This window comes from Lysinibacillus sp. FW301-JW8 (assembly GCF_058788755.1).
In genome coordinates this window covers 1-19425 of the sequence record NZ_JBYTBB010000033.1, presented here as the reverse complement: position 1 = coordinate 19425, position 19425 = coordinate 1, and the positions used below count along the sequence as shown (strand labels likewise).

Here is a 19425-nt window from a genome sequence, read left to right as displayed (position 1 = left end):
CCGCTCGGCCACACTCTTTTTCCGCTCAGCCACACATCTTTTTTGCTCAGCCTCATCCCTTTTTATTCAGTTCGCCAAATTTTCCTCTTCCCAAAAAAATAGTAGCACTTCACAATTCATGAAGTGCTACTTAATTATTAACTTACAAAATATTGTTCAACTATGGTTTCTACAGGTAAGGGCTTGTTATATAAATAGCCTTGACCTTTTTGGCATCGATGGCGCTTGAGAAAATCGACTTGTGACGCTTCCTCGATTCCTTCTGCAACGACCTCTAAGCCTAAATTATGAGACATTGAAATAATGGCCTTGATAATGGCCTCGTTTTTATCATCCTTAGCAATGTCTGCAATAAATGATTGGTCAATCTTTATAATATCAATCGGATAGCGCTTTAAATAACTTAAAGAGGAATAGCCAGTACCAAAATCATCAACTGATACATAGACACCTAATTGCTTCAATTCCGTTAAAATGGAAAATGTTTCATGAACATTGGTCATGGAGCTTTCGGTAATTTCTACTTCGAGTAATTTAGGCGGGACATTATATTTTTTTAAGGCTTCCTCAATCTTTCGAGCAAAATTTTCTTTTCTAAATTGCTTTGGTGAGATATTCACAGCAATTCGTACAGGACGATAGCCTTTCATTTGCCACTCCTTTTGATAGCGGCATACCTCATCAATTATCCAATCGCCAATCTCAATGATTAAGCCTGATGCCTCTGCAATGGGTATAAATTGTGCAGGTGATACAAAGCCAAATTTACGATTATTCCACCGTAACAATGCCTCAAAACTATTGATACTATTATTCGTTAAATCCATTTGTGGCTGTAAATGAATACTTAGCTCATTAAATTCGATAGCACGTCTTAAATGTGCCTCCATTAATGCCTCGTTAGGAAAAACAGTTATCATATCTTCTCGGTAGTAGCGATAATGTGAACGTCCATGTTCCTTAACAGAAAATAAGGCTTTATCCGCTTTACGCACTAGAGTCTCCAAGTCCTTGCCATCCGCTGGGCTAAGAGAAATCCCAATCGATACACTAATAAAATATTCTTGCCCATCGATCATAAACGGCTGTTTGAGAGCATCTAATATAGCGTTTGCTTTTTTTTCTATTTTATTGATGGTTGCATCTTTTAGGACAAAAATAAACTCATCACTATTATAGCGATAGAGGGAGCATTTTGAGTAGCACAGTTCACGAAGTCTATGACTAAACATGCGCATTAGCTCATCTCCCTTACTCTCACCAAGAGATTCATTAAATTTTTTAAAGCGGTCAATATCAACTAAAATAAGTGCAGCTTGTTTATTTTCATGCTTTTTATCATTTAAATGATGCAACCAGTGCTCTTTAAATGCTTTACGGTTCCAAATACCCGTCAATTCATCCATTAATGCTAGGTAATAAAAAGATTCTTGATCATTCATAAAGCTATTGGCATCTTTTACAAATAAATGTACACCAATAATTTCTCCATTAAAGTAGGTTGGATGAGTCGTTAAGTAGAAAGGTTCATTACTTAGCAATTGGTCTTTAAGCAAACATTTAGGCATACCAAAAGCAGAACCCTCAACAGTTTTTGCAAATAATAATTTGAATTCATCGATATACTTACTTTCTAATAATGAAAAAATATTTCGTCCTACCAGGTTGTGATGTTCACTTGATAATAGAGTAGTGGCAGCAAAGTTTTGGTGTATAATACGACCTTGAATATCAGTTGTTAACACAGGGCTTACATATTGTTCCACAAATTGCAAATAAGGCGCCACATCATTATGTGTCTCACGTAAAATAACTGCAACAACTGATTTTTCTAGATGCTGTACATTGACAATAATTTTTTTTACTTTGTTCCCTGTACAAATCTCTAGTTTTCGATCCATATTTAGTTCTTGCTGTAATATTTTCAATATCTGCAGCCAGCATTGCTCTGGAAAAAATTGCTCGGCATTGGTGGCATCCACATCCTGTAGCTCAATAAATGACGGTAGTTTATCGTTAAAATTAACGACTTCAAACGCTTTTGTATCAACTTTTCTCAAACATACAACTGCATCAAATGGGTTAAGCTGTATGACTTGGTGATAGTCTGCAAATGGCGCTACACTCTCTTTATATTTTTCCATTATATCCCTCACTAAGTAGCGTGTTTGCTTTATTCTTCGTCTAGCGTAGGCTTTAGTGCATCCTTTAAGAACATTTCTTGACTATTAATAGGATCTTCGCTTCGATCAAACTCTTTGTAGTGATATTTGCCATTAGAATCTTGAATACGAGCTTTGGCTGTATCCTCAAGTTGTGCATTCATGATGTTTATAATACGAGCTTTTGCTTCACTTGCATATACAGGGAATAAAATTTCTACACGTTTAATCATATTGCGTGTCATCATGTCTGCTGAAGATAAATAGACTTTGTTTTCCCCATTATGATGGAACCAATAAATACGAGAATGTTCAAGGAAACGGCCAACAATACTAGTTACAGTGATATTGTCACTAATGCCAGGAATACCTGGTCTAATACAACAAATGCCACGAATAATCAGCTCCACTTTAACACCTGCAATGGATGCCTCATATAGCTTCATCATTAAATCTTTATCTGTTAGTGAATTCATTTTTGCACGAATAAAACCATTCCCATACTTCTTATGACACGCTATTTCCTCATCCATTAAACGAATAAATTCATCTCGAATATCGAACGGTGCTACAACTAAATGATTAAATGTAGGTTTCTCTGTATAACCGCTTAAATAATTAAAGAAGTTAGTGGCGTCAATACCAAATTCCTTATCTGACGTTATTATGCCCATATCTGTGTAGATTTTTGCAGTGGCATCATTATAATTCCCTGTACCTAGATGTACGAAACGTTCAATTTTTCCGTTACTGCGACTTACAACAAGCGTTATTTTAGAGTGTGTTTTTAAGTTGTTCATACCATATATAACAAGACAACCAGCCTGTTCAAGTTGCTTTGCCCAATGCACATTATTTTCCTCATCAAAGCGAGCCTTTAATTCAACTAAAACCGTTACCTGCTTGCCATTTTCAGCTGCCAGCTTTAATGCCTGTATAATCGGGGAATTCCCACTTACTCGATACAATGTTTGTTTAATAGCCAATACATTCGGATTTAGTGCCGCTTCTGAGATAAAATCGACGATAGGAGCAAAGGACTCATACGGATGGTGGAAAAAGATATCCTGCTGTAAAGCCTTTTCAAAAATATTTTCATCAGATTGTATATCTAAAGGCGGCTGCGGGATAAAGCTTTCATATTCTAAATGCTCTCTGCCAACTGATATGCCCTTTACAAAGGAGAACATAAATGTTAAATCTAATGGTCCGTCAATATGAAAGACATCCGATTCCTCGATTTCAAATTCATCTAGTAGATAATTGAGAACTTCCTCATTCATTTCACCCTCACGTACTTCAAGACGACTTCCAACGCCCCATTTACGTTTTTTCAACTCTTTCTCAATTTCAACCAGTAAATCCCTTGCCCCTTCTTCATGGATGGTTAAATCGGCATTACGTGTTAAACGGAAAGCCTGTGCTGATTTAACACTATAGCCGTAAAAGAGCTTATCTATATGGGCTACGATCACATCTTCTAGAAGAGCAACTACTGTTTCTCCTTCTGCCGAAGGGACTTTAATATAACGATCTAATACAGATGGTACCTGTACAATCGCTACTCTTTCACGACTTTCTAAGTCTGTCTCGTCTTGCTCTAATAATACGAGTAAATTTAATGTTTTACCGAGCAATGTCGGGAAAGGACGATAGGCATCTACTGCAACAGGTGTCAGCACAGGGAAGATTGTTTCTGTAAACATTTCATTGATAAATGCTTTTTGTGTACTATTTAAATCTTTGATGTCTGCTATATGTACATTATGTTGGGGTAATAAATCATAGATTAAATGTCTGTATACCTCCGTTTGGCGACGCACTAATGCCTGGGTACGCTCTGCAATTTTGGCAAGCTGCTCTTTCGGTGTTAAACCAGACTTATTTTCCGCCTTATGAAATCCTGCACGTACCTGATCCTGTAAACCTGCTACACGAACCATGAAAAACTCATCTAAATTCGAGCTAAAAATTGCTAAAAACTTTAGACGTTCTAGCAGAGGATTATTAACATCCTCTGCTTCCTCTAAAACCCGTTCATTGAAGGCAAGCCAGCTTAACTCACGATTATTATAATATTGAGGTTTGGCAATTTCCTCTAATAATCGACTTTGTGTTTCTGAAACTTCCTCTTCTAGCTGATTATTCGTCAATTCAGTTGTCATCATTAATCAACCCTTCTTCAATAAAGTTTATTTTTATCGGTATCTTTAATGCGCGTTCAAGATGCTTTTTTTGCCGATTTGCTTGATATTTTTCAGCAGCAGCATGATTTTTTACGTATATACCAAGCTGTACATAATCCTCTTCATTGTGCATTTCAATAGCATGTACAATTCTTCTTTTAGAGACATTTAAAGCATAAATAAATTTTAAAAGTGCTCCAAAGTCTCGTATTTTTCGGTATTCTTCACGCCCTAGCCAGTCTTCAAATGGAGCTGCAAATCGTTGGTAATAATCTCGATTTTTATAAGAAGCTAGCAGTGCTAATTTCACTCGCTCCTTGTGATTTAATCCGTCTATTGATTGATTTGCTAGTAAATAGAAAGTATGCTGACTTGCAGAGCTTAACTCAATATATTCTCCAATATTAAATACTTTCGCCGCTTTCGTTAATAATTGCAAATCTTTTGGATTATATTGTAAATAATTCGAATGACAGCACTCACGATATAATTGGTCAGCTAAATGCATTAAATAGTCGACCTCGTCTTCAGTTCGACCATACTGACGGGCTAATCTTCTAGCGTTTCCCTCAAATACATTGTATTTATCATAGGCACTAGGATCCGTCTGTAATATACGTTGAATAATAAGCCCCTCACGTAAGCCTTTTTTCGTTAGTTGGAACACTTCACTTCCCACAACCTCCATTAGAACGCGAAAAACTTCTAAAGCAGGGACAATAATATCGGCTCGATCCGCAGAAAGTCCATCCAATTGCTTCAGATCATTAAAGCTCAAATCTCCTAAAAATACACTAAGGTCATCTAAATTTCCCTTCGACATTTCATAGCCATGGACACTTGCAATCGGATAGTCGCATTTTTGTTGATGAATTTGAGCAATATTTCGTGCACTTCCTCCAATAGCGATAATCGGTAATCCAACGTTTTGAAGCCAGGGAAGTGTTTTAAATTGACCTCTGATAAATTCAATGAGCTCTTTTTTTTCACTGCTATTAATAATGTCACCCTTAACAAAGCGCTGCTTTAAAGACACTGTACCGAATGGAAAACTGTAAGATTTCTGAAGTTCTTTGTTTTCAAATAGTGTAATTTCAGTACTCCCACCGCCAATGTCAATGGTTACAGCAGATTTAGTACCCATTGAATGAGCTACTGCAACAAAGCCAAAGTAAGCCTCTTCTTCCTCAGATAAAAGGTCTATTTGTATGCCTGTTATTGCCTTCATTCGTTCAATAATTTCAGCTCTGTTAGTAGCTTGACGTATAGCAGCTGTTGCAGCAGCTTTAACATCAATTACTTCAAAATCATCAAGCATTGCTTTAAACGTTAATAATGTTTCAGTCAATACTTGTATGCCTTCCTCAGACATTTCTCCAGAGGGTTGTAAAAATGTACGTAAACGTGCAACTGTTTTAATATTTCCAAGTTCACGAAGCCCCTCTTCTTTATCGTATAGATACAATACTAATCGAATGGTGTTAGAACCAATATCGATAATCGCCGTTTTTAATTCATTCAAATAATCACTTCCTTAATGCTTCAGCAAATGCATAGTCTTATTTTGTTCTTGGCATATTTATCTATACAAAAAAGTCGGACTCCCTTGCTAGGCATCCGACTTTCTTTTAGTTATTAATGATACGTTCAGGATACCCATTATTAATATTGTGAAGTACCTTTTCAACTCTATCCAATATTGACAGTAAATCTATAAAATCAGCTGGTCTACGCGTAAAATAAGCTCAGCAATTTCAGGTTTACTGATTTGATCCTCCGCTCCTACTTTATCACCTTTATGACGAAGATCATCCGTAATTAAGCTTGAGAAGATAATGACAGGGAGCTTTTGAAGGTCTGGATGTTCCTTGATTTTTCGTGTTAGATGATGCCCATCCATTTGTGGCATTTCAATATCAGTCACTACTAATTGAACATGCTCGGATACATCGCTTCCACCTTTAACAATGGATTCTAAGTATTCGTAGGCATCACGGCCATTTTCGAAAAATTCGACATTAACATAGCCTGCTTCACTCATCGTATCAAATAATAGTTTACGTAATAATGGTGAGTCTTCAGCAATCAAAATACGTTTTTCAGAGCGGTCACGTTTACCAAGCTTTTTAACAGATTCTACACTAATACCTGAATCTGGATTAATGTCCACCATAATTTTCTCGAAATCTAGCAGCAGAATCATTTGCTCATTTTGCTTAATAACACCGATTACTTGTGAGGTACCCCCTTGATACATATCTGACGGCTTTTCAATTTGATTCCATGAAATTCGATGAATCTGTGTAACATTATCGACATGGAATACAACGCGTTGTTTATTAAATTCAGCAACTATATATTTTTGTTGAGGATTACGCTCTGAATGCTGAATACCTAAAACACGAAGCATATCAACTACTGGTAAGACCTCACCTCGTAATTGAATAATCCCCTCTACATGCGGGTGCGCGTGTGGAATAAATGTTACTGGAATCGGTTGAATAATTTCTTTTACTTTAATAACGTTAATACCAAATTTATTGGTAGCCACTTCAAATTCAACGATTTCTAGCTCATTTGTGCCACTTTCTAATAATATACCTTTTTGTTCCAAAGCAACCCCGCTCCTTTCTGTTCAACTTCTTTTTATAATTCAATTGTATCATAGGCAATACATTTCTCCTACTTGCTATTTCCATTTTTATCATGAACTTTTAAATGGACAAATAGACCAATTACCGTCATTACAATTAATGTGGATAGAGCCACCCTACTTGCTAAAGTGCCATAATCTTTCATCCATAATGTAACTGTCCCATAGACTGCTGGTCCAATGATGGAGGATACTTTACCTGAAAATGCAAACAACCCAAAAAATTGTCCACGCTTTTCATCTGGTGAAAGTTCGATAATATAGGTTCTTGAAGTTACCCACATGGAACCTAGTGAAATGCCAAACATGCTTCCTGCAATCCAGAACATCCATTGCTCTGACGCAAAGACAGCAAATGTTAGAGCAATAATCATTAATAATGCCACTAATGTAATTGCTCGCTTAGCACCAACTGCTTTTGTTATGTAGCCAAATGCAAGTGAACCAATAATTGTCGACACAGTAGATACTAAATAAAGGATAATAAATTGACCTGATGTAAATCCTACAATTGTTTTGGCATAAACCGCCATCATCGCAATGGTTGTAGCAATGGCATCATTTAAAAAGAAATACGCAATCATAAAAGTAAAAATGGTTTTGTATTGCTTCATATCCTTAAATGTTTGAGCTATTTCTTTATAGCCATCTAAGAATTTCATTGATTTACGCTGTGCCTTAGGGATTGGTGTATCTTTATTAATAAAAAATAATGGCAATGAAAACAGTAAGTATAAAATAGCTGTTGGTATAAATGCGCGATGAAAATCAGAATTTCCAACATATAAATAAACCAATAAGCCAAAAATGGTACCTAAATAGCCAATCGCTACACCATATCCAGAAATAAGGGGCATTTCCTCTTTTGTCCCTAAATCACCCATCATAGAATCATAAAATACAAGACTTGAATTAAAGAAGAATTTAGCAATAACGAAGCTAACCACCACTAAAAACAAGCTCAAAGGTACACCTGAAAAAGTCATTGTTGTTTGCAAATCCGCAAAAATGCCCATCATAAAAGTAAAGAAAATTGATATGGATGCAAACCAGACGATAAATCGTTTTTTATAACCTGTTTGATCAATCCATACACCAAATAATGGCGAAAAGACAACAAGGAAAAAACTGGCGACGGCATTTGCATATGAAATAAAAGTACTCGCCACTTGCTGCCTCACTTCATTAGTTCCTAAGACTTCATCCATGTAGAATGGAAAAAATACAGTGTTTATATTGGAGGAAAAAATCGTATTAGCAAAGTCATAAAATGCCCAAGATAAAATGGGTAGTGATAGGTACAATGCCAGTTGATTTCGATGCTGTGTTTCACCCTGTTGGCTTTGTCTCATAAAACCCCTCCTCTTCTCTCTTATATTAGTAAATTAATTCCCCTTTGCGATAAAAAATACCTTTTTTTTAAAGAAAAATAACACGTCTTTACATACCATTTACAAAAAAAATCACCTCATAAGCTTTTTGAGATGACTTCTTTTCATGTAAAGCTAGAAAATAGTCAATATCTGTAAGGACTTCCATAAAGATTGAGAGTCGAAACTCGGTGCAATTCCCATCCAAGTGACTTTTCTAACTATAGTACATATGCCAAATTACAACACTATAAATGATAATAAACATTAAATTCACGATAACACAAACCATATTCAAGCGCCATGTGTGACGCCAAAAAACACTAAAAAGCCCTGCTATTACCAGATTAGCTATAACACCTTGCACTATGCATACATACCATTTCTAGCGTGTTTGGTGGAGTTCGAATTACACGTGTAATTAGGAATAACAATAAATGAAAGTACGATAACGTTCCATAAATTAAAAGTTGCACAATAACATGAGTAGTAATCACTATAATAGTTTGTTTCATATACGATTACCTCCTCCCTCGTACTCTCATAAAATATGATTTACAAATCACATGCAAAATCCTATCAACTAGCAAAAAAATATCCAAGCCCCCTCGCTTGGATAATTCTTTTCACTATTCTTCGATATTAACCCACATGGAAGACCATTGTTCAATTGCCTGAAGAACAGGCGCAAGTGCATGTCCTTTTTCCGTTAACTCATACTCAATAACTACTGGTGTTGAAGGAATAACTGTCCGTGTCACAATTTGTTCAATCTCTAATTCTTTTAATCGTTCTGTTAACACCCTACTGCTAATGCCCAGCTGATTTTTGATAGCTGAGTACCTTTTAGGACCTTCTAATAACTGATAAATAAGCAAGGTGTTCCAGCGATGATTCAATATGGTTAGCGCTTTTTCAAAGCGTGGACAAATTTTTTTTTGCTCCAATCTACCTGCCTCCATCGTCATTATTTCTTATTTAACAGTATATCATTTTTTCAAAAATCAGTTATAAAAAATAAAACTTAGTTACTTGACAAAAGTTATTTTTAAAAATAAACTAAGTTACGAAATGTAAGCGAAAGGAGATAATTAAAAATGCAAAATATTGGATCAACTATTTTACGTGTCGTACTTGGTATTATTTTTGCAGTTCATGGATATCAAAAATTTCAGGGTGGTATTAGCTTTACAGCTGATTATTTTAGTTCTCTTGGAATCCCTGGCTTTATGGCTTATGTTGTAGCTATCATCGAATTAGTTGGTGGTGCTGCGATTATTTTAGGCTTGGGTACAAGACTTTTTGGAGCTTTATTGACTGCAACAATGGTAGTTGCTATTTTTACAGCGAAGCTTAGTGTTGGTTTTATCGGAGAGAATGGATTGGCAGGTTATGAATTAGACTTAGCTTTAGGTGCCATTGCTTTATACTTTGCTCTTGCTGGGGCTTCTAGCTTCTCTTTAGATGCAAAGCTTTTTGAAAAAGAGTAATGTTATCCGCAGCTTTCTATTTTCTGTGTGGTAGTGAGCAGCATTATAAGAAGAAAACCCGAAGTATTCCTTACTATAAGGTTATACTTCGGGTTCTATATTATAGATAAGCTTTTAAAAGCGCTTGCGTACCATTCTCGCCATAGCCCTCTTCAATAAGCTTCTCATACATTTCAAAGGCAAGTGTTAAACCTGGTAAGGATATCCCCATTTTTTTAGATTCATCTAAAGCAATTTTCATGTCTTTGACAAAATGTTTAATATAAAAACCTGGTGCATAATCGTCTTTAATCATACGTGGTGCTAAATTACTTAAAGACCAAGATCCAGCAGCACCAGACGCAATCGATTGTAATACTGTTGGTAAATCAAGTCCAGCTTTTAAACCGTAAGCTAATGACTCACACACCCCAATCATCCCTGAAGCAATAACGATCTGATTACACATTTTAGCATGCTGTCCTGCACCTGCTTCACCTTGATAAACAATATTCTCACCAAAATGTTTCATAACTGCTAATACTTTATCGAATGTAACCTTGCTTCCGCCAACCATAATGGATAGTGTACCATTTTGAGCACCGATATCTCCTCCAGAAACAGGTGCATCTAACGCTTCTACCCCAAGACCTTGGGCATGATTAAAAATCTTCTTGGCTAAAGTGGGCTCTGAAGTAGTCATATCAATCAAGATATTGCCTGTTTCAGCAGATTGAAATAATCCATTGTCTCCAAAATAAACTTCCTCTACATCTGAAGGATATCCAACCATTGTGAAAGCTATATCCTTATTTTTAAATGCCTCTGTTGGAGAGCTTGCCCAAGTTGCGCCCAATGCTACAAGTGGTTCAGCTTTTTCTTTAGTTCGAGTGTAAACCGTTACTTCATGACCATTGTGTAATAAATGCTTAACAATACTAGCGCCCATAACGCCTGTACCAATAAATGCAATACGTTCTTTTCCCATATATAGCGACTCCTTTATTATCTATGCTAGTCACCAATTGAAAACCAATGATTAGCACTTATTATTATCTTTTCAGTGTAGTGGAATAAGTTCAATAATTCAAACTCTTCTTATGACTTGTACTAAAAAGTCATGGTTGAGCATATATACGAATAAATAAAAAAGAGAGCAAGTGATGGGGTATCACTGCTCTAAAGGGGGAAATGAGAATGTTGCTGTGTTCAATTTAAGTATTCCCCAGTAAATGTTTTTTAAACATCATTTTTAAAGTTTATACTCTGAATACTAGAACATTCTTTTATTCTTCTTGATCTTCTTCTTCCTCAAATACTGTCTGTCTATAATAAGTGTTCATTAACTGATCTAATCTGCGACTCAGTTGAATGGTTTTTGCATTTTGTAACCCGTTTTCTACACCTGAGCGAATCATCATCTCACGAGTTTGTTCCATTTGTTTCAAGAGTAGATTGACCATTCATACAACCCTCCACATACAAATAATCATACCATTATTATACATTTATATTTCATTTCTTACAGCATTAACTTCCGACAATGTTCGACAAATTAACTTCTAGGAATTTCCTGATAAGTATAAATCACTAGCCCATTTTGTTTGGCCTCACCACGAAAATGTTTGAATAAAGGATGTTTTACCAGCACTTCTCGAAATTCATAAAATTGTTCCTTATCAATTTCTATACTGTTAATTTCCCCATTCTGTAATTGTTTAAGCATATTTTCGTATTTTTCCATTTATTACATTCCTTTCTTCTTAATCATTTTGTGTATTAAATTATGAATTATTCAAAAAAAGCTTTACGTTTCCCTTTTTTTAATGCAAACTGTATATTATTAGTCGATGAAGGAGCTGACTGTCTGTGAAAATAGCTGAAGTTGGAAATATTATCGAGTTTAAAAATGGTCTGCAAGGTATTGTTGAAAAGGTTAATGAAAATTCGGTAATTGTAGATTTAACATACATGGAGAACTTCGATACTTTAGAGATTGAAGAGAAAACAGTTGTCAATCATAAACGATACAAAATTTTATATACTAATGAAGCTTAATAGTCTGAATAGTCCCTATTTGTCTTTATAGATGATATGGGACTTTTTTTTTGATAAAATTAAAGCATGGAGGTCGAATTATGCTTACAAATTCGAAACAAACAATATTATTTCTCCTTTCTTTATTATTCGTTTATGGCATGCTAGCTTTTACCTTTGCTAATCAAGCTGTATTTTGGTACTTGTATGCATTTATTTTGCTTGTATGTATTGCAATCTCCATCTTGGCTGGTAAAATCGAAGATCAATTACCTACATGGCAATTTCTACTCTTTGGTATTGGATACGGTACAATCACATATGGTATCATTCGCTTTGGTTATTGGCTTGCACCATACATCAATGATTCGTTAGTACAATCTGTTCAAAATTTTTTAACAAACTATGGACCACAAAATATTTGGCACTATATTTTACTTGTATTCATTATAGCTATTGGTGAAGAACTATTTTGGCGCGGATATATTCAACAACAGTTAAAACGCTTTATGCGCCCTGCTGTTGCTGTTATTGTAACAGCTATTTTATGCGCCATCTCCATTGCATTAAGTGGCTTTATGCTTGGTATGGTTGCTGCACTCATAGCAAGCCTTATTTGGGGCTTTTTATATGAATGGCGTAAAAGTATGCCACTTGTTATTGTAGCCCATGTAGTTTTTGTACTATTATTATTTTTAGTGTTACCTTTAACATCATAACATTAAAAATTGGAAACATTTTATCTTTACCAACGTTTAATTTAGAAAAGGAGGGCTTTTCATGCAAAAAAAATTATTCCCATTACTTGCATTATTACTAACAGCTGTTTTAGTTGTAGGATGTAATACTACTGACAAATCAGAGAATTCTGATGCTCAAAATAATGAGCCATCAAATACTTCCAATGAACAAAAACCATCTGAGGATAACACTGCAGGTGAAGTGCAAGAAACGCCTACATCAAATGATTCAAACACAGATACCTCTACTAGTCCACAGCAAGAGGTTAAATACATTCAAAAAGGTGTAGATAAAACTGAAAAGGCAAGTGAATCTAAAAGTGCTGAACAGGGCTATAAAATGCAACAGCTACCTGGATTCACACTTACTCAAGAAGAACCAGGTAAAGACATGTTAGTCTCAAATGAAAATGATGAAGTATTTATGCGTATTGAAACTGTAGATGCTTCTCAAGCAAACTATAATGATGTTAAAACTTCTCTGCAAGATCATATGAATGCTGTTGGAGAACCAGTAGCGTTAACTTCTGAGGAGCTTGCTGCATTTAAGAATGTAACAAACATCGAAGGCTATGTAGTTGATTTCGATACGGAAAAAGTAGTTGGGGTTGTTTTTGAAAAAGATGGCTTAATTACAAAACTAATAATCCATGATAATGATGAATTAGATTTAACAGATGCTATGCTTAATATGGCAGCAACAATTTCAAAACAATAAATATTGAAAAAAAGACTGTAGTCAAACTAAAATGTTTGCCTACAGTCTTTTTTGTCTATAAAAAACACCCCCTAAAGTTAGATAATTCACTCTAACTTTAGGGGTACAGCTTGTTTCTCTTTTTAATAAGACAAATCTTTAATGGACAACCCTAACTTTTTCAACAAAGTGATAGCTTGATCTTTTTCTTCCACAGATAACACACTCACTAGCTCATGTAAATGACGCTCATGCTTTGGAAATAGCTCACTCATAAACGCCTCACCCTTATCAGTAATTTCTGCATAGGTAACCCGGCGATCTGCTGGACAAGAGACTCGCAATAAATATCCTCTTTTTTCAAGTTTGTCAATGACATACGTAATAGACCCACTGGCTAGCAAAATTTTATTGCCAATTTGCTGTAAGGGTTGTCTTCCTTTATGATAAAGAAGTTCTAGTACAGCAAATTCAGTAGGATTTAATCCATTCTCTTGGAAAAATGAATGGGTTGTCTCATTAATCGCTTTATGTGCACGTGATAATACAATATATAATTTTAAAGATTGCTTTAAATCTTCTGACGTCATATCCTTTTCCTCTCAATTCGCTCTTTATACATGCCATTATAGCGATTTTAGAAAAGCATTGTCAAAAGCAATATCTATATTTATGCACTTAAAACATTTATGCAACCATTTTTACTTTCCTTATGTTACTAAATACGCAGAGTCCTTCGTCGATACATCTACTGCATCCATTTGATTAAATGTGTAAATTGGGAATTGCATGTGGAAGCATGTCCCCTTCTGTAATTCACTATTCACACCTATTAGCCCTTCATGCTCTTCTATCACTTTTTTCACGAAAGCAAGGCCTAGTCCTGTCCCTGTTGATTTGGTCGTGTAAAAAGGCTGGAATAAGTTTTGAAGGGTACTATTATCCATACCGACGCCTTCGTCTTTAATCATTAGTTCAATCGTACAGTCAATGACATTCATTTCTATCGTGATCGTTCCACCATTATTCATGGACTCCATCGCATTTTTGATGAGATTCATGAAAACTTGCTTTAAACGATTTTCATTGCCGCCAATATATGCTTGATTAGCAGAAGAAATATATTGAATCATAATATTTTTCATCAATGCATCTGGAAGCATAAATTCAATCACTTGCTTTACAATATTGTCTAAATCTAATAATTCCACCTTCATACTTGTTGGCTTGGACAATACTAAAAGTTCGGATAAAATTTGTTCCATCCGTTGTAGCTCACTATCAATGACAGATAAATACATTCTTGATTCTTCATCAGCGTTCAGCTTTAATAATTCCGTAAAGCCTTTGAGTGAAGTCAATGGATTACGAATTTCATGGGCAATGCTTGCAGCCATTTGACCAACAACATTTAATGCCTGCTGATGCTCAACTTTATGTTGAAGTTGTTTCTTTTCTGTTTCATCATTAATAACTGTGATAATAATATTGTTGTATTCGTCAAAAACACTAGAGATTTCATAATAACAAGTTCTGCTTACTTGCGTTTCATCAACAACATGAATACTTGCATGTTTCTCACCCATCAATTTTGAAAGATAGGATGTAATTTGCCCTTTTTTCATTGTAAATGAGTCAAAGATATGCTGATGTGCTTTATGAAGAAGCTGCGCTTTTTCTATTTTTAAATACATTTCTGCATACTTATTGAGCCCAAGAATTATCCCGCTAGCATCACTTACTATGACAGCATATGGTAAGTGATCGTACGCATTGAAAGACTGTGATCTTTCCTGCTCCTGACTAACATATAACTTATGGGCAACATCATTATTTAATGTTGAAATTTGGGCAACGATTTCCTCCGTGTTTGAATCATAAAAGCATTTGAAGGACATCATCTCAAATTCGTTACCAACAATACGAATATTAAAGATTTCTTCAGATCTCAGGTCGTTTTGTAGTTGTTTGACAAACTTCGCCCATTTTAAATTGGATGGCTCGTCCATTGCTAAATAGCCAATATACGTTAAATTCAGGTTAAAAAGTTTTATAGCAGCTTCATTAACGTTTAAAATTTTTCCTGCTTTATTCAGAATAAGTGTTGGTGACGAAGTACTTTTCATAAGATTTCCAAAACATTGATTAATATCATTTTGCTTCAACTTTCTCACCGAACCTTTCAAAAGAGTAAAAAACCTCTAAATTGAATTTTGAGTCTTTACTATACTTTATGACTGTACGATTCTATTATTACAAAATTTAGTAAATTTAAGTATTTAAAATTATTTCACGAACCGTTCACAAAATAAATAGGTAAAAAGGATTATATTGTATGATAGCTACTTGACTGTTACAATTAGATGTTGAAAGGAAGATTATTGTATGAATACTATTTTAACTACTTTAAACGCAAAGTATATTCACACAAATTTAGCATTGCGTTATTTAAAAGGAGCTGCTTTACCAGAGTTTAATTCAATTATTGCAGAATACACAATTAAAGATCCTGCTTTTAATATTGTATCAGATTTATTTCAAAAAAAACCTGATATTGTAGGATTTAGTTGCTACATTTGGAATATTGAAGAAACTATTCACGTTATTAAAATGTTAAAAACTGTCTGTCCCGATGTTAAAATTTTGCTGGGAGGACCTGAAGTTTCTTATGATGCCCACTATTGGTTACGTAGAGTTGAGGAAATTGATTTTATTATTATGGGCGAAGGCGAGACATCTTTCAAACAATTACTGCACTATTTACATGGAGAAATTTCGTTAGATGATGTACCAGGGATATGTTATCTAGAGGATGGTAAAGTAAGAATTCATGCTCAGCCACCTAAAATAGACTTACGAGAATTACCGAGCCCATTTCGTTTTGAGGAGGATATCTCACATCTGAGCAAACGAATTCAGTATATTGAAACAAGTAGAGGATGTCCGTTTAGCTGTCAATTTTGCTTATCTTCAATTGAAGTAGGGGTCCGTTATTTTAACCGGGAAAAAATAAAAGAAGACATTCGATTCCTAATGAATAATGGTGCGCGTACAATTAAATTTGTAGACCGTACTTTTAATATTAGTCGTAGCTATGCTATGGAAATGTTTCAATTTTTAATCGATGAGCATAAGCCGGGCGTTGTATTTCAATTTGAGATTACCGCAGATATTATGCGTCCTGAGGTCATCCAATTTTTAAATGATAACGCACCAAAAGGTTTATTCCGTTTTGAAATAGGCGTACAATCTACAAACGATTTAACAAATACACTGGTTCAACGCCGTCAAAATTTTGAAAAGCTAAAGCGTACGGTAACGATGGTTAAAGATGGTCGAAAAATTGATCAGCATTTAGATTTAATTGCCGGTCTGCCTGAAGAGGATTATGGCAGCTTCAGACAAACTTTTAATGATGTTTTTGCAATGAGACCTGAGGAATTACAGCTTGGATTCCTTAAGCTGTTGCGCGGAACAGGGCTTCGTCTTGAAGCTGAAAAATTCGGCTATACTTATGTGGATTTAGCACCCTATGAGATTTTCTCTAATAATGTCTTAAATTTCGATGATATTGTCCGTATTAAACACGCAGAGGATGTACTTGAAAAATATTGGAATGATCATCGTATGGACCATACAGTTGAATATCTAGTAACAGAAGTTTTTGAAACACCTTTCGATTTCTTCCAAAGTTTCGGAACTTATTGGGAAACAGAGGGATGGTCCCGAATTGGCCATCAACTTGAGGATTTATTCCGTCGTTTATTAATGTTTTTAGAAACGATTGAGGGTGTTAATATAAATATTGTTAAAAGCTTAATGCAGCTAGATTATTTGATGGTACAGCAATTCCAACCACGCAAGCTATGGTGGAAGGAACGTCCAACAGAAGAGCAACTAAAAGCAATTTACAATGCTTTGCGTGAAAACCCTTCAATAGCGGGAGAAGAATTCGCTAATTTCAATTTATCTGAAAAAGAATTGTTTAAGCATACACTTGTTGTTCCACATAATATAGATTTCCAAAATTTCACAAAAGGCAAAATTGTACAAAAAAACGGGTATCTATTCACATATTTCCGTCAAGGACAAGCCCCATACTTTGCGTCAATCCATTCCATATAATTGAAAACGCTAATCCTATAAAATCAAAAATAGGATTGGCGTTTTTCTACTCTTAAAGAATTCTTGAATCTAACTAACATCTTTAAAAGCTACAATATTTATCTCTAATTAGTGTCAAACCTAGAAGTTCACTACTGTAATTATTTTAGTTATGGTAGCATAAATAACCCAAGAATTCTTAGTGCTAAACTCTTAACATAAAACTATCTTTATCTTGTAAATAATACCCATTTCAATGTTGTATAATTCGGGACAAATAATTTTAAATTTTTTGACAATTTAATGAAAAAGTGTATTTCCTATTGTTTTTGCCTAGTTGAAAGAAACCTGACTATACGGTAAAACTTAGTTTAACGTATAGTCAGGTTATGATAAAAATGCTAAAGCGCTTTTATTACCCTATAATTACACGTTCCTTCGGATAGTGATAGCTTGACTTTTTGCCTCTTCCCCCGCCGCCAAGGGTGTACAGGAAGGAAATTAAGCCGACACGACCAACAAACATCAGAATAATAATAATGATTTTGCCAACGATTGATAAATCAGAAGTGATTCCTAATGACATTCCACATGTACCGAATGCTGAAGTAATTTCAAAAATGATTTGTATTAGTGATGCATGCGGTTCAGTAATGAGTAAAATAATTGTCGCAACTAAGACCATAAAGAAAGCCAGTAAAATTACAACAAACGAGCGGAAGACATCAATTAAATGTATTTCTCGTCCAAATACTTGAATATCCTCTCTTCCTCGTGCGAAGGTAATTAAAAATAGGATAGCCATGGCGAATGTTGTTGTACGTATCCCACCACCAACTGAGCTAGGTGAAGAACCAATAAACATGAGGAAACTCATAAAAATATCTGTTGCTTCACTAAATGTTGTTACATCATATGTTGTAAGTCCAGCTGAGCGTGTCGAAACTGAATGAAACATGGCAGAAAATAGCGCCTCATGCCAAACCATTCCCTTAAAGGAATGAAATGATTCAAGTAGAAAAATTACGATTGCACCAACTACAAATAAAATTGCATATGTGGAGGTAGTAATTTTTGTAAATAAACTGAATCGGAAATTTGCATGGCGATTCATCAAAAAAGTTTTTACTTCTATTAGTACTGGGAAGCCTATAGCGCCAAGGACAATTAGTACCATCGTTATCAATTGGACAAAATAATCATTATGAAACGGGAGCAAGCTCATTCCTGTAATATCGAAACCACCATTAGTAGTCGCAGAAATAGAAGCAAAGACACCATGTAGAAACGCTTCCTCTAACGTATCGAAATAATTAGTAAAGTGTAATGTTAGTATAAATGCACCTACAACTTCAATACCAATTAAGATTTTTAGTATTTCTCGTATTAATTGAACAACGCCAGATAAATTATATTGGTTATGGTCTATCATAATTAATTGACGCTCACGCATCCCTATTTTTTTCCCAACCAGTAACCAAACAAAGGTACCGAGTGACATAATGCCAATGGCTCCTAGCTGCAGAATTACAAGCACCATCACGAGCCCAAAGGTTGTATATGTCTCTGATATATTAAATGTTGTTAAACCCGTTACACTTACTGCACTTACTGCTGTAAACAAGCTATCTAATAACGAAACTTTCACACCTTCTTGATGAACGCCCGGAAGTCGTAGTAACAGGAAGGAAATCGCTATGGCTATAAAATAATAAGATACTAGTACCTGAAACGGCGTTACAAGCCTATTCGAAGTTTTTTTCCAAGGCACTTTCATAACTCCTTCCATACTCTAAACTCGATAGATATTAGTATAGAAAAAATACGTCAAAAAAGAAAGAGGAATAGATATGACTATTCCTCATAGTGTTGAAAAACTAAATGGTCAAGGTACTCTTTGTGAACACTCCTAAGTCAAATGAAGATGATCTCCGTTCCAGGCTACTCGCTTTGCCGCTGACGCTTCGCTTTCGCGCAGAGCAAGGCTTCCAGTGGGCGAGCGACGAG

At 35.1% G+C, this 19425-nt stretch carries 18 protein-coding genes; 5 read left to right on the top strand and 13 right to left on the bottom strand.

What is annotated here, in order from left to right; genetic code table 11:
• Nucleotides 1-137: 137 nt before the first annotated feature.
• The 7 genes from AC3WOM_RS14270 to AC3WOM_RS14240 all read right to left on the bottom strand — a co-directional run bounded on the left by AC3WOM_RS14270 (nucleotide 138) and on the right by AC3WOM_RS14240 (nucleotide 9318).
• Complete coding sequence (locus AC3WOM_RS14270) at nucleotides 138-2144, bottom strand: putative bifunctional diguanylate cyclase/phosphodiesterase (RefSeq protein WP_492447325.1); 2007 nt, start codon at nucleotides 2142-2144, stop codon at nucleotides 138-140.
• Between the two features lie 29 nt (nucleotides 2145-2173).
• Nucleotides 2174-4327: an RNA degradosome polyphosphate kinase gene (locus AC3WOM_RS14265; RefSeq protein ID WP_427545007.1), complete on the bottom strand. Its 2154-nt coding sequence runs from the start codon at nucleotides 4325-4327 to the stop codon at nucleotides 2174-2176.
• Complete coding sequence (locus tag AC3WOM_RS14260; RefSeq protein ID WP_492447324.1) at nucleotides 4317-5870, bottom strand: Ppx/GppA phosphatase family protein; 1554 nt, start codon at nucleotides 5868-5870, stop codon at nucleotides 4317-4319. The genes AC3WOM_RS14265 and AC3WOM_RS14260 overlap by 11 nt, the downstream gene beginning before the upstream one ends.
• Before the next feature lie 189 nt (nucleotides 5871-6059).
• Nucleotides 6060-6962: a chemotaxis protein gene (locus AC3WOM_RS14255; protein ID WP_427544975.1), complete on the bottom strand. Its 903-nt coding sequence runs from the start codon at nucleotides 6960-6962 to the stop codon at nucleotides 6060-6062.
• A gap of 68 nt (nucleotides 6963-7030) precedes the next feature.
• A complete protein-coding gene (locus AC3WOM_RS14250) occupies nucleotides 7031-8353 on the bottom strand; it encodes an MFS transporter (RefSeq protein WP_492447323.1) in 1323 nt (440 codons plus the stop codon).
• A 365-nt stretch (nucleotides 8354-8718) separates the two neighbouring features.
• A complete protein-coding gene (locus tag AC3WOM_RS14245; RefSeq protein ID WP_492447322.1) occupies nucleotides 8719-8886 on the bottom strand; it encodes a hypothetical protein in 168 nt (55 codons plus the stop codon).
• 114 nt (nucleotides 8887-9000) lie between these two features.
• A complete protein-coding gene (locus AC3WOM_RS14240) occupies nucleotides 9001-9318 on the bottom strand; it encodes a winged helix-turn-helix transcriptional regulator (RefSeq protein WP_427544979.1) in 318 nt (105 codons plus the stop codon).
• 150 nt (nucleotides 9319-9468) lie between these two features.
• Here AC3WOM_RS14240 and AC3WOM_RS14235 point away from each other — a divergent pair, with 150 nt between their 5' ends.
• Nucleotides 9469-9861 carry a DoxX family protein gene (locus AC3WOM_RS14235; RefSeq protein WP_492447321.1) on the top strand — a complete coding sequence of 131 codons (393 nt, stop codon included), beginning with the start codon at nucleotides 9469-9471 and terminating at the stop codon, nucleotides 9859-9861.
• A gap of 100 nt (nucleotides 9862-9961) precedes the next feature.
• On the opposite strand, the gene AC3WOM_RS14230 is transcribed toward AC3WOM_RS14235, so the two are convergent.
• From AC3WOM_RS14230 to ykzS, 3 genes are all read right to left on the bottom strand, one after another.
• On the bottom strand, nucleotides 9962-10828 hold the full coding sequence (locus tag AC3WOM_RS14230) for an NAD(P)-dependent oxidoreductase (protein ID WP_492447320.1): 867 nt from the start codon (nucleotides 10826-10828) through the stop codon (nucleotides 9962-9964).
• Nucleotides 10829-11126: 298 nt separating this feature from the next.
• Nucleotides 11127-11303: an aspartyl-phosphate phosphatase Spo0E family protein gene (locus tag AC3WOM_RS14225; RefSeq protein WP_427544985.1), complete on the bottom strand. Its 177-nt coding sequence runs from the start codon at nucleotides 11301-11303 to the stop codon at nucleotides 11127-11129.
• Nucleotides 11304-11395: 92 nt separating this feature from the next.
• The gene (ykzS, locus tag AC3WOM_RS14220) at nucleotides 11396-11584 is read right to left on the bottom strand and encodes a protein YkzS (RefSeq protein ID WP_427544987.1); all 189 of its coding nucleotides are present in this window, start codon (nucleotides 11582-11584) and stop codon (nucleotides 11396-11398) included.
• A gap of 125 nt (nucleotides 11585-11709) precedes the next feature.
• Here ykzS and AC3WOM_RS14215 point away from each other — a divergent pair, with 125 nt between their 5' ends.
• The 3 genes from AC3WOM_RS14215 (at nucleotide 11710) to AC3WOM_RS14205 (ending at nucleotide 13335) form a co-directional block, all read left to right on the top strand.
• Nucleotides 11710-11898, top strand: coding sequence for a YkvS family protein (locus AC3WOM_RS14215; RefSeq protein WP_427544989.1), 189 nt, complete (start codon nucleotides 11710-11712; stop codon nucleotides 11896-11898).
• A gap of 80 nt (nucleotides 11899-11978) precedes the next feature.
• Nucleotides 11979-12596: a CPBP family intramembrane glutamic endopeptidase gene (locus AC3WOM_RS14210; protein ID WP_492447319.1), complete on the top strand. Its 618-nt coding sequence runs from the start codon at nucleotides 11979-11981 to the stop codon at nucleotides 12594-12596.
• Between the two features lie 61 nt (nucleotides 12597-12657).
• Complete coding sequence (locus AC3WOM_RS14205) at nucleotides 12658-13335, top strand: DUF8580 domain-containing lipoprotein (RefSeq protein WP_492447318.1); 678 nt, start codon at nucleotides 12658-12660, stop codon at nucleotides 13333-13335.
• A gap of 122 nt (nucleotides 13336-13457) precedes the next feature.
• Here the strand turns inward: AC3WOM_RS14205 and AC3WOM_RS14200 are convergent, their stop codons facing one another.
• Both AC3WOM_RS14200 and AC3WOM_RS14195 read right to left on the bottom strand, forming a co-directional pair.
• On the bottom strand, nucleotides 13458-13904 hold the full coding sequence (locus AC3WOM_RS14200) for a MarR family winged helix-turn-helix transcriptional regulator (protein WP_427544995.1): 447 nt from the start codon (nucleotides 13902-13904) through the stop codon (nucleotides 13458-13460).
• Nucleotides 13905-14024: 120 nt separating this feature from the next.
• A complete protein-coding gene (locus AC3WOM_RS14195) occupies nucleotides 14025-15488 on the bottom strand; it encodes a PAS domain-containing sensor histidine kinase (protein WP_427545009.1) in 1464 nt (487 codons plus the stop codon).
• A 211-nt stretch (nucleotides 15489-15699) separates the two neighbouring features.
• On the opposite strand from AC3WOM_RS14195, the gene AC3WOM_RS14190 reads away from it, so the two are divergent.
• Nucleotides 15700-17439 (top strand): B12-binding domain-containing radical SAM protein, encoded by a 1740-nt coding sequence (locus AC3WOM_RS14190; RefSeq protein ID WP_492447317.1) that lies wholly within the window; start codon nucleotides 15700-15702, stop codon nucleotides 17437-17439.
• A gap of 394 nt (nucleotides 17440-17833) precedes the next feature.
• Here the strand turns inward: AC3WOM_RS14190 and AC3WOM_RS14185 are convergent, their stop codons facing one another.
• Nucleotides 17834-19189, bottom strand: a complete 1356-nt coding sequence (locus AC3WOM_RS14185; protein ID WP_427549340.1) for a TrkH family potassium uptake protein — start codon at nucleotides 19187-19189, stop codon at nucleotides 17834-17836.
• Nucleotides 19190-19425: the final 236 nt, after the last annotated feature.